General features: G+C 72.8%; 14 protein-coding genes and 1 pseudogene. 7 read left to right on the top strand and 8 right to left on the bottom strand.

Going from position 1 to position 12,777, the window contains the following annotated elements; translation table 11 throughout:
* Nucleotides 1–54: 54 nt before the first annotated feature.
* The 4 genes and pseudogenes from BJF79_RS61485 to BJF79_RS25100 form a co-directional block, all read right to left on the bottom strand.
* A complete protein-coding gene (locus tag BJF79_RS61485; RefSeq protein WP_075900955.1) occupies nt 55–1,047 on the bottom strand; it encodes an IclR family transcriptional regulator in 993 nt (330 codons plus the stop codon).
* Between the two features lie 21 nt (nt 1,048–1,068).
* Nucleotides 1,069–1,830, bottom strand: coding sequence for a hypothetical protein (locus BJF79_RS61480; protein ID WP_262402537.1), 762 nt, complete (start codon nt 1,828–1,830; stop codon nt 1,069–1,071).
* Nucleotides 1,827–2,246 (bottom strand): alpha/beta hydrolase family protein, encoded by a 420-nt coding sequence (locus BJF79_RS61475; RefSeq protein ID WP_262402536.1) that lies wholly within the window; start codon nt 2,244–2,246, stop codon nt 1,827–1,829. The genes BJF79_RS61480 and BJF79_RS61475 overlap by 4 nt, the downstream gene beginning before the upstream one ends.
* A pseudogene (locus BJF79_RS25100) lies at nt 2,243–3,474 on the bottom strand (homogentisate 1,2-dioxygenase). Before BJF79_RS25100 ends, BJF79_RS61475 begins: the two are co-directional and overlap by 4 nt.
* 130 nt (nt 3,475–3,604) lie before the next feature.
* Here BJF79_RS25100 and BJF79_RS25095 point away from each other — a divergent pair.
* Complete coding sequence (locus tag BJF79_RS25095) at nt 3,605–4,039, top strand: hypothetical protein (RefSeq protein WP_075900953.1); 435 nt, start codon at nt 3,605–3,607, stop codon at nt 4,037–4,039.
* Nucleotides 3,955–4,431: a WD40 repeat domain-containing protein gene (locus tag BJF79_RS25090; RefSeq protein ID WP_075900951.1), complete on the top strand. Its 477-nt coding sequence runs from the start codon at nt 3,955–3,957 to the stop codon at nt 4,429–4,431. Before BJF79_RS25095 ends, BJF79_RS25090 begins: the two co-directional genes overlap by 85 nt.
* A 3-nt stretch (nt 4,432–4,434) precedes the next feature.
* On the opposite strand, the gene BJF79_RS25085 is transcribed toward BJF79_RS25090, so the two are convergent.
* Both BJF79_RS25085 and BJF79_RS25080 read right to left on the bottom strand, forming a co-directional pair.
* Complete coding sequence (locus BJF79_RS25085) at nt 4,435–5,232, bottom strand: SAM-dependent methyltransferase (protein ID WP_262402535.1); 798 nt, start codon at nt 5,230–5,232, stop codon at nt 4,435–4,437.
* Between the two features lie 120 nt (nt 5,233–5,352).
* On the bottom strand, nt 5,353–5,889 hold the full coding sequence (locus BJF79_RS25080; RefSeq protein ID WP_075900949.1) for a TetR/AcrR family transcriptional regulator: 537 nt from the start codon (nt 5,887–5,889) through the stop codon (nt 5,353–5,355).
* 91 nt (nt 5,890–5,980) lie between these two features.
* Between BJF79_RS25080 and BJF79_RS25075 the strand changes: the two genes are divergently transcribed.
* Both BJF79_RS25075 and BJF79_RS61470 read left to right on the top strand, forming a co-directional pair.
* Nucleotides 5,981–6,742, top strand: coding sequence for a TIGR03564 family F420-dependent LLM class oxidoreductase (locus tag BJF79_RS25075; RefSeq protein ID WP_262402534.1), 762 nt, complete (start codon nt 5,981–5,983; stop codon nt 6,740–6,742).
* Nucleotides 6,727–6,879 carry a hypothetical protein gene (locus BJF79_RS61470; protein WP_262402533.1) on the top strand — a complete coding sequence of 51 codons (153 nt, stop codon included), beginning with the start codon at nt 6,727–6,729 and terminating at the stop codon, nt 6,877–6,879. Before BJF79_RS25075 ends, BJF79_RS61470 begins: the two co-directional genes overlap by 16 nt.
* 3 nt (nt 6,880–6,882) lie before the next feature.
* Here the strand turns inward: BJF79_RS61470 and BJF79_RS25070 are convergent, their stop codons facing one another.
* A complete protein-coding gene (locus tag BJF79_RS25070; RefSeq protein WP_143220146.1) occupies nt 6,883–7,638 on the bottom strand; it encodes an esterase/lipase family protein in 756 nt (251 codons plus the stop codon).
* 353 nt (nt 7,639–7,991) lie between these two features.
* On the opposite strand from BJF79_RS25070, the gene BJF79_RS25065 reads away from it, so the two are divergent.
* The gene (locus BJF79_RS25065) at nt 7,992–8,720 is read left to right on the top strand and encodes a GntR family transcriptional regulator (RefSeq protein WP_075900947.1); all 729 of its coding nucleotides are present in this window, start codon (nt 7,992–7,994) and stop codon (nt 8,718–8,720) included.
* Nucleotides 8,721–8,937: 217 nt separating this feature from the next.
* Here the strand turns inward: BJF79_RS25065 and BJF79_RS25060 are convergent, their stop codons facing one another.
* Nucleotides 8,938–9,705 (bottom strand): alpha/beta hydrolase, encoded by a 768-nt coding sequence (locus tag BJF79_RS25060; protein ID WP_262402532.1) that lies wholly within the window; start codon nt 9,703–9,705, stop codon nt 8,938–8,940.
* A gap of 127 nt (nt 9,706–9,832) precedes the next feature.
* On the opposite strand from BJF79_RS25060, the gene BJF79_RS25055 reads away from it, so the two are divergent.
* Both BJF79_RS25055 and BJF79_RS25050 read left to right on the top strand, forming a co-directional pair.
* Nucleotides 9,833–11,662, top strand: a complete 1,830-nt coding sequence (locus BJF79_RS25055; protein WP_075900945.1) for a class I SAM-dependent methyltransferase — start codon at nt 9,833–9,835, stop codon at nt 11,660–11,662.
* Complete coding sequence (locus tag BJF79_RS25050) at nt 11,659–12,651, top strand: alpha/beta hydrolase (RefSeq protein WP_075900942.1); 993 nt, start codon at nt 11,659–11,661, stop codon at nt 12,649–12,651. The genes BJF79_RS25055 and BJF79_RS25050 overlap by 4 nt, the downstream gene beginning before the upstream one ends.
* Nucleotides 12,652–12,777 lie beyond the last annotated feature (126 nt).

The raw sequence follows: 12,777 nt of genomic DNA, 5'->3' as shown, positions 1-12,777 counted from the left end.
CGGCAATCGCGGGGACAGGGCCCGCGGGGTCGGGAATCGCGGGGACGGGAATCGTCAACGACACGAAGGAGACCGGCCGGTGAACGTCGCGGAGAAGAAGGAGACGTGGCGGCTGCTCGGCCGCGCGATCGACGCCGCCGAAGAGACCGGCGTCGCGAGCCCGGTCTTCCTGACCCGGTTGTCCCTGCTGCTCGCCATGGAACTCCCGGCCAAGGAACGCTTCGAGGAACTCGTCGACCTCGCCCTCGAAGCCGGACGAGCCGACGCCGCCGAGGCCCCAGCCGGTCGCGGCCGCCCCTCCGTTGATCTGCGGCGTGTTGCCCTTATGGGCGCCCGCCCGGATAAGGGCAACACGCCGCAGGTCAACGAACCTGGGGCCTGGGCGGGTGTCGCGCCGGACTTGTCGTCCGGGTCCAGGGCGTCGTCGAGGGCGGCCGCGGCCCGCTCGACCAGCGTGCGCATCTCCGGGGTCGCGGTGCCGACCAGGGTGACGACGCCGACCGCCGCGGCGATGCCGCGCACCCGCCGCAGCGGGGCGCTGACGCCGTGCGCCCCGGGGGCCAGTTCGTTCTCGCTGAAGAACAGCCCGTCGCGTCCCTCGGCGGCCGCCACCAGGGCCTTCCCGGCGGCGCCGACGCCCAGCGGGGTGCGGCTCCCGACCCGGTGCGCCACGTGGAACGTGGTCGCGCGCGGCTCGACCACCGCCACCGCGAGCGCCTCGCCGCCGTCCGCGACGACCAGGTGGGCGGTCGCGCCCGCCGCGTTCGCCAGCCGGTCTAGGTGCTCGCCCGCCGTCTCCCGCAGCCCGGCGTGCAGGTTGCGGGTGAGGCGCAGCGCGCCGAGGCCGATGGTTAGCGAACCGTCCGGGTCGCGCCGGACGAGGCCGTACTCGGCGAGCGTGGAGACGAGCCGGTACACGATCGTGCGGCTGAGGCCGAGCGCCGTCGCGATCTGGGCCGGTGACAGCGCCGTCTCGGACGCGGCGAGGAGCTGCAGCACGTCCAGGCCCCGGCTCAGGGTCTGGGACGTTTCGGGCCGCTTGGGCATGCCGGAAATCCTAGCGACGGTTCAACCGGGGAGCAGACCGCGCTCCGCGCACCAGCTCTCGACGACGTCGAGGCACTCCCGCATGTGCTCGGGCTGCCCCTTGTAGTAGTGGGTGGCGCCCTTGATGAGGTGGTAGGACGCGTCGGCGGTGCCCAGCGCGTCGCGCACGATCCGGTTGTGGGTCGCGGGGACGGCGTCGTCGGCGGAGTTCTCGACCTGCAGGACGGGCGTCCGGGTGATGCGGGCGGCGTTGACGGCGCCGCGCGCCCGGGTGTGCGACAGGCTCCACTGGCTCAGCCAGGACCGCAGCGTCGTGAACCGGGCCAGGCCGACCGGCCCCACGTTGGCCGTGCGCGGATCGCCCAGGTACGTCCAGTTCGGGCGCCGGTCGTTGGGATCGACGGACGGGTCGAGCCAGCGGACGTCGCACATCGTGCGGTGCACGATGAACGGGCGTTCGAGTTCGACGCCCCCGGCGGCGCGCAGCCGTTCGAGTTCGGCCAGCACCCAGCCGGTGATCCGCTCGTTGCGGGCCCGCTGCGCCGCCCGGAACCGCGCGACGAACTCGGCGCCGAACGGCGGGACGTGCCGGGCGTCCGGCGCGTAGATGTCGAGTTCGGGGTCGCGCCGGCCGGGGTCGTTCTCGTCGAGGACGGACGGGTCCGTCCACTCGGTGAGGGTCTCGGCCCGCGACAGGTGCGCCGCGATGAAGACGACCGCGTCGGCGGGGAGCAGCCCGGCGCCGGCCACGTCGACCGGGTCCCCGGCGGGCGTGTGCGTCACGGACGGGTCCTCGGCCTCGGCCTGGTAGAGTAGAGCGACAGCGAGCCGCCGCCGGACCAGCCGACCAGCACGACCTTGTCGTAGCCGGCCGTCTCGCGGGCCCAGCGGATCCAGGAGGCCAGGTCGAGCAGCACCTTCTCCATGATCAGCGCCGCGTCGTTCTTGGGGTAGCGGCTCGCGGCGCACAGGACGTGGTGGCCCCGGCCCGCGATCGCCTCCGGCATCGGCAGCAGCTGCAGGGTGGAGGTCGGGTGCATGAAGACGAACAGCGTCGACGCGTCCCCGCCGGTGTCCGGCCGCAGGAGCTGGCCTTCGAGCGTCACCCCCTGGCTGCCCGCGAAGCCGTAGGTCTCGACGACCGCGGACCGCTCCTCGGTGTGCAGGATGACGGGAACGCGCTGGAAGCCGGTGTTCATTCGTTCGTCTCCTTCCGCGGGCCGCGGCCTGCCCACGTCCACGGGTAGTCGGGCAGGTCGCACGCCCGCGCGCCCTCGCCGATGCCCAGCGGACGGAACGTGTCGACCATGAACGCCATCTCGGTGGCCTTCGTATGGTTGACCGAGTCGAGGTAGGCGGCCCGGACGGGCCCGTGCGTGTACGCCGCCGGGTGCAGGGACACCGAACCGGTGACGATCCCCGCGCCCTTCCGCGCGGCCGTCTCGCCCGCGAAGTAGAACATGACCTCGTCGGAGTCGACGTTCGAGTGGTAGTACGGGACCTTGATCGCCCGCGGATGGAACTCCAGCGGCCTCGGCACGAAGTTGCACACCACGAACCCGTCGCCCTCGAAGACCTGGTACTCGGCGGCCGCTGGATCAGCTCGCCGACGACGGGCGAGAAGTCGCGGTAGTTCAGCGCGTACGGGTAGAGGTGCCCGTCCCACCCCACCACGTCGAAGGGGTGGTGGTCGTAGACCACGACCGACCCGGAGACGCCGGACGGGTCGCGGTGCTTCACGTAGACCTCGGTGTCGGCGTCCAGCACGTCGGCGTCGGCGACCAGGGGGCCTTCGGGGACGCGCAGGTCCCGCTCGGTGATCGGGGAGCCTTCGAGGAACTGCCCGTACTCGGAGCGGTGCCGCCGCGGCGGCCGGATGTGCCCCGAACCTTCGACGCAGTACGCGCGCAGCGGCCCGTTCTTCTCGACGTCCACCGGTATCCAGCGGTGGATCGCGACCCGGGGGACCACGACGTTGTCGCCCTGCCGCACCTCAAGCCGTCCGAACACGCTCTCCAGCACGGCGGCGCCGCTCTCGATGAACACCACCTCGTCCCCGACGCCGTTGCTGAACAGGGGCGACGGCGAGTCCGCGACGACGTAGGAGATGCGGACGTCGTCGTTGGCGAGGACGAGACGGCGATGCCGGACGAGGTCGTTGCCGCGTTCCGCGCCGTCCGGGAACAGGTCGGGCAACCGGAAGTGGTGCGGCCGGAGCGGCCTGTTCGGCTCCGTCGCCGTGTCGCCCGGGTCCCACGGCCGGGAGTCGACCAGGTTGGACGGCACCCGCACGTGGTACAGCAGCGAACTCGGTCCGGAGAATCCTTCCTCTCCGATGAACTCCTCGAAGCACTCGGTCCCGTCGTCGAGCGAGAACAGGACGTGGCGCTTGCTGGGCACGGCTCCGACGGCCCGGTAGTACGGCATCGCTCTCCTAGGGTCGAGTGTTGTCGCGAATATAGGACAACTTTGTCCGATTGTCGATGCTCGTCTGGGAAGCCGGGAGCGGCGCGCGGGGGCCTAGCGTGATCACCTCGGCGTGCCTTCGGGGGAGACGATGGACCCACTGCGACCACACGATCCGGAGCGGATCGGCTCGTACCGGCTGCGCGGACGGCTCGGCGCGGGCGGCATGGGCGAGGTCTACCTGGCGGTCTCGCCCGGCGGCCGCGAGGTCGTGGTGAAGGTCATCCGGTCCGACCTCGCGGACGCCCCGAACGCGCGCCGCCGGTTCCTCCTCGCGGGGCTCGCGGGCACGACCGCGGTGGCCGTCCCGGCGGTCGTCCCGGCGGTCGTCCTGTCGACGCGCTCCTCCGACGCCGGCGCGGCCCCGGGGGCCCGCCCCTCGACCCCCTCGGCGTCGGCCCGCGAGCTCTACAAGGGCGTACTCGAAAGGGGCACGGCGCCGTGGTCACGGCCGTGTCGTTCGGCCCGGACGGCACGACGCTCGCCAGCGGCGGCGCCGACGGGTCCATCCTGCTCTGGGACGTGACGACCGGCGAGCGGATCCGCGCCCTGCGGGGCCACACCTACCCGCCCGTCGCGATGATCTTCGGTGCGGACGGCGGGACCATGGTCTCCGGCGCGGAGAGTGTGCGGACGTGGGACACGGCGACCGGCCGGGTGACGGGCGCCATTCCCACCCAGGAACGCGGCGAGTACCCCACCCCGCTGGTCTCGATGGCCCTGTCCCCGTACGGGAAGTACCTGGCCACCGACGCCGCCGACGGGAACGCGATGCTGTGGGACGTCGCGTCCGGCGAGGTCGTCCGGACGCTGGAGGGGCACACCGGTGCCGTCAACGCGCTCGCCTTCCACCGCGACGGCACGGCGCTGGCGAGCGGCGGCGAGGACCGGGCCGTCCTGATGTGGGACCTGACCTGACGGTCAGGGCTTGCGGCCGACCGCGCTGTAGTGGGCGACCGGCTCCGCCTCGCCCCACGGGCTGTCCAGGCCGACGCGCCAGTGCGAGGTCGACACGATGCCGGGGGAGACGAGTTCCAGCCCGTCCATGAGCCGCTCGATCCGCCCGCGGTCGCGGGCGCAGATCGGCGCGCCGCCCTCCGCCATGAACGCGTCCATCGCGTCGAGCACGGACTGCCCGTGGAAGTCGGCGGTGTCGTGCACGAGCACGAAGAAGCTTCCGGACGGCAGCGGCTCCATGAGCCGCCGGACGATCGACTCCGCCTCCGCGTCGTCCACGATGTGCTGCAGGATCCCGATCAGCATGACCGCGACGGGCTCGGCGAAGTCGAGCGTCTCGCCCGCCTTGGCGATGATGGCGCCGGGTTCGCGCAGGTCGGCGTCGATGTAGGCGGTCTCGCCCGCGGGCGTCGAGGTCAGCAGCGCCCGCGCGTGCGCGAGCACCATCGGGTCGTTGTCGACGTACACGATGCGCGACTCGGGCGCCACGCGCTGCGCGACCTCGTGCGTGTTGTCCTGCGTAGGCAGGCCCGTCCCGATGTCGAGGAACTGCCGCACGCCCGCCTCGCCCGCCAGGTGGCGGACGGCACGGCCGAGGAAGGCCCGGTCGTGCCGGGCGAGGGCCGCGATGTCGGGGTGGATCCGGGCGATGGTGTCGCCGACCTCGCGGTCGACCGGATAGTAGTCCTTGCCGCCGAGCCAGTAGTTGGTGACCCGCGCCGAACTGGGGACGGTCGGGTCGATGCCGGGAATGTCGTTCACGGGTCGCTCCATGCCGGGATACCGGTTGACGATCTTCATTCTGCCGCGCCCGCGACCGCACGGAACGATCTTTGAAATCCCCGGCGACCCATCCGGCGAAGCGTCCGGCGACGCTTGCGGTCAGGCGGTCGGCGGGGCGGGTTTCAGGCCGTCCAGGACGACCCGGTAGACGGCGTCGTCGACGCGCGCGCCCGGGCGGCACACGGCGGTGCCGAGGATCTCGGCGACCTCGGCGGCGCTGATGTCGCGGCGTACCGTGCCTTCGGCCTGCGCCCGTTCGACGACGTCGCGGAGCAGCCCGTCGACTTCGGTTTGCAGCGCGACGCGCTCGTCCGGGACGGGCCCGGTCTGCGCGATCGACTTGACGAGGGCGAGCGGCTGCCCGATCGAGAAGTCGATGACCTGCGTGAACACGTCCCAGGCCGGGACGTCCTGTGCGGACAGCAGCCGGATCCGCTCGCCCAGCCGGTGGAGCGCGGCGACGGCGATCTCCTCGACGAGCGCGCGCCGGTCCGGGAAGTGCCGGTAGAGGGTGCCCACGCCGAGCCCGGCGCCGCGCGCGATGTCCTCCATGCCCACGCCGGGGCCGCGCTCGGCGAACAGTTCGAGGGCGCGGGCGACGATCCGCTCGCGGTTGCGCTGCGCGTCGGCTCGCATCGTCCTCCGTCCGGCAGCCGGAATGTCAGATTCAGGTTACCCTGAACTCCGTAACGGAACCGGAAGATCCGATTCAGGTTGGAGTACGCACATGCGCATCGGACTGTTCACCGTCGCCGGAGGGGCCCCGCTGGACGATCTGGTCGGCCAGGCCCGCGCGGCCCGCGACGCCGGGCTCGCCAGCACCTTCTACGGGCACGCCTCGTCCTTCGACGCGCTCATGACCGCGGCGCTCGCCGGACGCGAGGTGCCCGGCATCGAGGTCGGCACGGCGATCGTCCCGACCTATCCGCGCCACCCCCTCACCGTCGCGGGCCAGGCGCTCGCCGCGCAGGCGATGACGGGCGGGCGGTTCACCCTCGGCGTCGGGCCGAGCCACCCGCCGATCATCGAGGGCTGGTACGGCCTGCCGTACGAGCGCCCCGCGCGGCACGTCCGCGAGTACCTGACCGCGCTGCGCCCGCTGCTGCGCGGCGAGGACGTCGCGTACCGCGGCGAGACGCTGACCGCGGCGGGCACCGTGGACGCGCCCGGCGCGACCCCGCCATCGGTGATCGTGTCGGCGCTCGGCCCCGCGATGCTGCGCGTCGCGGGCGAGCTCGCCGACGGCACCGTCACGACCTGGACGGACGTCGCCGCGATCGGCGACCACGTGGTGCCCGCGATCACCCGGGCCGCCGAGGCCGCCGGGCGTCCGGCGCGCGCGTGCTCGCGGGCGTCATGGTCGCGCTCACCACCGACCCGGACGGCGTCCGCCGCGAGGTCGCCGAGCGGTTCGGCGCCGCGACCGACTTCCCCGCCTACCGCGCGGTGCTCGAACGGCAGGGGCTGGCGGGCGTGCACGAGACGGTGATCGCCGGGGACGAGACGCAGGTGGAAGCGCACCTGCGCCGGTTCGCCGCCGCCGGCGCCACGGACCTGCTGATCAGCCCGTACGGTCCGGCGGGCGACGCGGCGCGCGTCCTGGAGTTCGCCGCGTCGCTCCGCTGACCGTCAGATCGACGGGCCGTAGCCGGTGCACTCGGGCCGGAAGCCCGGCTCGTCCGGGCCGAGGGCGTTGAGGACGAGCTGCATGATCGGCCCGTCGAACCAGGTGCCGGAGTGGCTCACCGGGTCGTCCGGGCAGAGGTCCTGCAACAGGATGTTGGTGGAGTCGCCGCCGTGCAGGAACGAGTTCGTGAGCGGCGTGACGGTGGTGTCGTGCGCGGTCGCGATCGTCACGTAGCGGACGCCGGGGACGGTGTCGCCGTCGGCGAACAGGGCCTCCTGGAAGTCGGAGCCCGCCTCCTGCTGCACGTGCGCGGGCGACCCGATGAGGCGGAGGAAGTCGTTGACCAGGCCGAGCACGCCGAGGGTACGGCCGAGGTCGACGAGGCCGCCCATGGTGGTGCCGTGGTTGGTCGGGGCGAGGCCGACGAGCGTCCGCACCTTGGCCGCGCCGCCGAGCCGCTTGATGTAGTAGTTGGGCATCATGCCGCCCTGGGAGCCGCCGACGACGTCGACCTCGGCGGCCCCGGTGGCGGCCAGCACCCGGTCGACGAACGCGCTCATCGTCCGCGCCGACTCCGCGATGTCGCCGAGCCCGTAGACGCGGCCGAAGCTCGCCGACGTCTCGCCGTAGTTGAACCCGTAGACGCAGTACCCGGCGTCGCCAGGGTCGGCGCGAGCGTCGCCCCCGCGAAGCCGAAGTTGGACGTCGTCCCGTGCACGATCACCACCGGATTCGGGTGTTCGGCGGACGGCTCGCACGTCCAGTCGTTCGCGCCCGCGACGGCGTCCGGGCTGAAGGCGAAGTTACCGATCGCCGTGTGCAGGTCGCCCACCGGATAGGTGGTGTCCGCCGCCGCGGCGGGTGCGGTGACGCCCGCGGACAGGGCGGTGCACGCCGCGATGGCGGCAGCGGCGAGGCCGCGCCGGAACCGTCGTCCCATGACTCCCTCTTCCCGGTGGACAGCTCATATGGACGAACGTATCTATTTGAGGGGTGCGCGTCGCCGTCCAACGGTGACAATCGGCGCGGCCCGGGTTCGTCGCCGAAGACGGGTCGCCGGTTCCGGCGGCGCACCCGCCCGTACACCGCGCCCGTCCGTACACTGTCCCGGATGGCGCGTACGAACGATCTGGACGCCGTCGCCGACGACCTCGCGTTGCAGATCGCCACCGGCCGGCTCCGCGCGGGCGACACGCTGCCCTCGATCCGGCGGCTCGCCGGACGGTACGAACTCACCCCGTCGAGCATCCAGCAGGTGATCGGACGGCTCCGCATGGCGGGGTTCGTCGAACCGCGGCACGGCGTCGGCGTCGTGGTCCGCGACATCCGGCTGTACGGCGGCATCCAGACCTGGCAGTACCTGTTCCGGTTCTCCAGCAAGCTCCCGGAGCTGACCGTGCGCAACGTCCAGGAGATCCTGGAGACGCTGCAGCTCTTCTACCAGGCGGCCCTGGTCAAGCTCGTGTCCGAGACGGCGTCCGCCGATCCCGCCCCGGCGCGGCGGGCCTTCGCGCAGCTCGAACTGCTCGCCGAGGGCGACGCCGTCCGGGCGTCCGACGTGCACCGGGGGGTGCTGGGCGTGCTGCGCGCCGTCCTCGCCGGGCTCGGCGGCGGCGTCACGCTCGGCCTGCTCAACTCGATGGGCGACGTCCTGGCCGAAGTCCCGGAGGTCCTGGAGGCCCTCTACGGGGACGCGGCCGAGCACGTCTGGTTCTGGGGCAACGTGGTCACGGCCTGGGAGAACACGGACGCGGAACTCGCCCGCGAAACGCTCGCGCTGCTCGACGACTGGCACGCCGTCGCCCTGGGGCGCCTCCGCGACCGCCTCGCGTCTTCTTAACTCCGGTGAGTAGTACGGACACGAAAGTCCACTGCTCTGCCGCTATGTGTACGAACACTGTTTGATACAGACTCTCGCACACTTCGAACCGTGCGGGAGGAGGCCGTCCAGTGCCGTCACGGTGTGCGCAGGGACGCCATGAGCCGGGGCCAGACCCGGTGGAGTTCGCGTTCCCAGTACGGCCAGCTGTGCGTGCCGTCGCGGTACAGGTGGGTGGTCACGGGGATGCCGAGGCGCGCGAGGCGGCGCAGGAACGGGCGGACCGTCGACCGGACGAGCGGTTCCGCCACGTTCGCGGCGCTCCACGGGCCGCCGCGCGGGTCGAGGGGCCGGGGCGTCCGGTCAGCCCGCACGACACGAACAGGCCCGTGCCCCGCAGCCCGGCGGCGAGGTGCAGCGGGTCGGCGGCGCGCCAGTGCCGATCGTGGACGAACGGCACGCCCCACATCGCGAACGGGTTCGTCCGGCCCGCGACGCCGGTCGCGGCGAGGAGCGTCGTCGCGGACACGGCCGTCCGGACGGTGCAGGGGCCGCTGAGCGCGGCCGCGAAGCGGAACGTGCCCGGGTTGGCGGCGGCGCCCTGCAGCGCCCCGTACCCGCCGCCCGACACCCCCGCGACGGCGCGCACCTCCCCGGCGCGGTAGCGCGCGCGCAGGAGTTCGTGCACGTGACGGACGTGGAAGGTCTGCCACTGCGGGCCGCGCCGCCAGTCGGCGTATCCCCCGGCGCGGCCGCCGTCCGGCATGGCGATCAGGACGTCGTCGTCCCGGCTGAGCCGTTCGACGTCGGTGCGGGCGATCCACGAGGACGAGTCGTCCAGCCCGCCGTGGTGGAGCGTGAGCAGCGGCCAGGTGCGGTCCGCCGACCAGCGGCGGGGGAGCAGGACGCGGATCGCCAGCGCGTCCGGGGACACCGTGCGGGCGCGGACGGTCAGCACCCGGAGCCGTTCGCCGGCCTTCTCCTCGTCGAGGACCTCGATTTCCATGACCGGAAATTATGTCGCCGTCCGGATTGAAACGATCCTCTCCCGAGAGATGAACATCTGACCGAAGTTGTCATTTCGGCGCGCCTTCGCCGGCGCGCCGTCCGGGCTGCGTGGAAAGGGCTCCGGCATGGCCGTTGGGTTGATCGCGATCATCGCCGTCTGCATGGCCGCCAACGCGTGGCGGCTGCGGTCCAGGCTTCGCGGCCTGCGCACACTCCCGTCGGGAAACGGTGACGAACCGTCCGATCCGGAATTCGTGTTGCTCACCGCGAGAAACGTGGAAGTGCCCGCGGAAATAGCTCGCGCCGCCGCGCGTTACGCCCGGCAGAACGAACTTGGGCTCGTGGATCTGATGCCCCGCGACATTCCGGTCGACGGCGCCCTCGACCTCGCCCGCCACACCGACTTCGACGCGTACCGCGACGACGCGTTCGGGATGGGGCGGGGCGCCTGCCACGCGGTGCTCGCGTCCCGCGACGCCGTGTCCGCCGCCGGGGTCGAGAGCGTCCACGACCTCGACCCGGACGAACTCGGCGCGGCCACCGCCCGCCTCAAGCTCTACGTCGAACGGGCCGACATCGTCGTCGTCGCGGGCATCGCCGGGCACGACCAGACCGCCTTCCGGCGCGCGCGGATGCGCTCCCTCGCCCTGGTGATCCCGCAGACGCTCGCGCTGCCGCAGACCCTCGGGGCCATGGCCGCCGGATACCTGCTGGTGGCCGCCGCCCTGGCCGTCGCGCCCGCCGCCGGTGCCGGACTGGCGCTCTGGTACTCCTGCGCGCCCCTGCTGATCTTCGCGGGCACCCCGGTGCGGCCCCGCGACCTGCGCCGCGTCTGCCTGCTGCGCGCGGTCCACGTGCCGCTGTCGATCGTCCGCACGCTCATCGCCCCGCGGACCCGCTGGGAACGGGCCCTGCTGGACCGCCGGGAGGACGCGCGGGCCTGGTACCGGGCGGAGATCGACCGCGGCGTCGGACGGTTCGTCGGGCCGCGCGCCACCGAATGCCCCTGGTGCGGGTCGGACGAACTACGCGGACACGTCGTCGCCCGCGACATCCTGCAAGGCAAACCCGGACGCTTCACCCTGGAGCGTTGCGGGAACTGCGGGCACGTCTTCCAGAACCCGCGCGTCACCCCCGAAGGGCTCGCGTTCTACTACAAGGACGTCTACGACGGGCTCGGCGACGTGCTCGCCGAACGGATCCTCAGCTCGAACACGTCCTGGTACCTCGCGCGCGCCGCCATGGTGCGGCGCGCCACCGAACCCCGCTCGTGGCTGGACGTCGGCACGGGCAAGGGCCACTTCTGCCGCGCGGCCCGGACCGTCCTGCCGGACACGCGCCTGGACGGCCTGGACTTCGGCTCCGCCGTCGCGGAAGGGGGCCGCCGCGGCTGGATCGACCGCGCCTACCGGGGCGAGTTCCGCGCGCTGGCCCCCGACCTGGCCGGACGCTACGACGTCATCAGCATGCACCACTACCTGGAGCACACCCCCGACCCCCTCGCCGAACTCGACACCGCCGCCAAGGTGCTGCCCCCCGGCGGGCACCTGCTGATCGAGCTGCCCGACCCCGAGTCGTGGTTCGGCCGGGTGCTGCGCGGCTTCTGGGTGCCGTGGCTGGCGCCGCAGCACCTGCACATGATCCCGCTCGCCAACCTGCGGGCCGCGCTGGAGCAGCGCGGCCTGGAGGTCGTGTCCGAGGAGCGCCGCGAAGCCGACCAGGGTCCCGACTTCGCCGCGTCCGCCGCCGCCGTCGTCAACACGCTCGGCCTCGACGTCGACCGCCCGTGGTGGCCGCGCGTCCCGGGGCCCCGCGAGTACGCGGGCGTCATCGGCACGCTCGTCCTCGCCGCCCCGCTGATGGGCGCGGCCGTCCTGCTCGACCTGCTGACCGTCCCGATCGCCCGGAGGAACACCAACGCCTACCGGGTCCTGGCCAGAAAGAACCCCGGATGAGCCACTCCCGACGCCTCGGCCGCCTCCTCGCCGCGTTCCTCCTCCTGTTCGCCGTCCTCGCCCCCCACGTCCCCCACGCCCCGGCGCGGGCCGCGGCGGCCGCCCCCGTCACCGAGACGTGGATCGGGCCGCGCACCCTCGACCTGAGCTGGCATTCGGCGAACGTCGCCGAGACCGTCCACGTCCGGCTCCTCCTGCCGGACGGCTGGACGCGCTCCACCCGCGAGACGTGGCCGGTGGTCTTCGCGCTCCAGGGCGGCCGCGACGACTACACGTCCTGGACGCGCGAAACCGACATCGAAGGGCTCGCCGCACGCTGGGACGTCATGGTCGTCATGCCGTCCGGCGGGAACAACGGCAGCTACACCGACTGGTGGAACGGCGGCGAGGGCGGCGTCCCGCGCTGGGAGACCTTCCACACCGTCGAGCTCCTCGACGTGCTGGAGCGCTACCGCGCCGGGACGCACCGCGCCGTGATGGGCGCGTCGTCCGGCGGCCAGGGCGCGATCGCGTACGCCGGACGCCACCCCGGCATGTTCGAGTACGCGGCGTCGTTCAGCGGTTCGACCCACCTGACCATGGCCGGGATGCAGGCGTTCCTGCTGTTCATCAACCTGATCGGCTCCGGCCTCGACGCGTTCCGCATCTTCGGCGTCCCCGGCCCGGACGACGCGAACTGGCGCGCCCACGACCCGTACCACCTCGCGCCGAACCTGCGCGGCGTCGGGCTGTACGTCTCCAGCGGCACCACCGGCCTGAACGGCCCGTACACCCCGCCGGGCGGGCAGTGGCGGCTGACGCAGCTGAGCGAGATCCTCATCGGCCAGATGAACCACTCGTTCGTCGCCCGCCTGCGCGAACTCGGCATCCCCGTGACCACCCACATCTACGGCAACGGCTGGCACGCGTGGCCGGAGTGGATCCCCGAGATGCGGAAGGCCTGGCCGCTGATGATGGACGCGCTCGACGCGGAGCCGACCGCGGCCTGATCGGGCCGCCCGTCCCCCGTGCGAGCTACCCGAGAGTGTCCTCCGAGCGGTGAAGATTCCCGGACGCCGAATCCATAGCGTTCGTGGTGGCCGCGGCGCCCTGACCGCGGATCTCCCCGGAGGAAT

This window comes from Actinomadura sp. CNU-125 (assembly GCF_001942465.1).
Classification (GTDB): Bacteria; Actinomycetota; Actinomycetes; order Streptosporangiales; family Streptosporangiaceae; genus Spirillospora.
The sequence above is the reverse complement of the archived record's forward strand: the minus strand, read 5'-3'. Positions and strand labels throughout refer to the sequence as shown.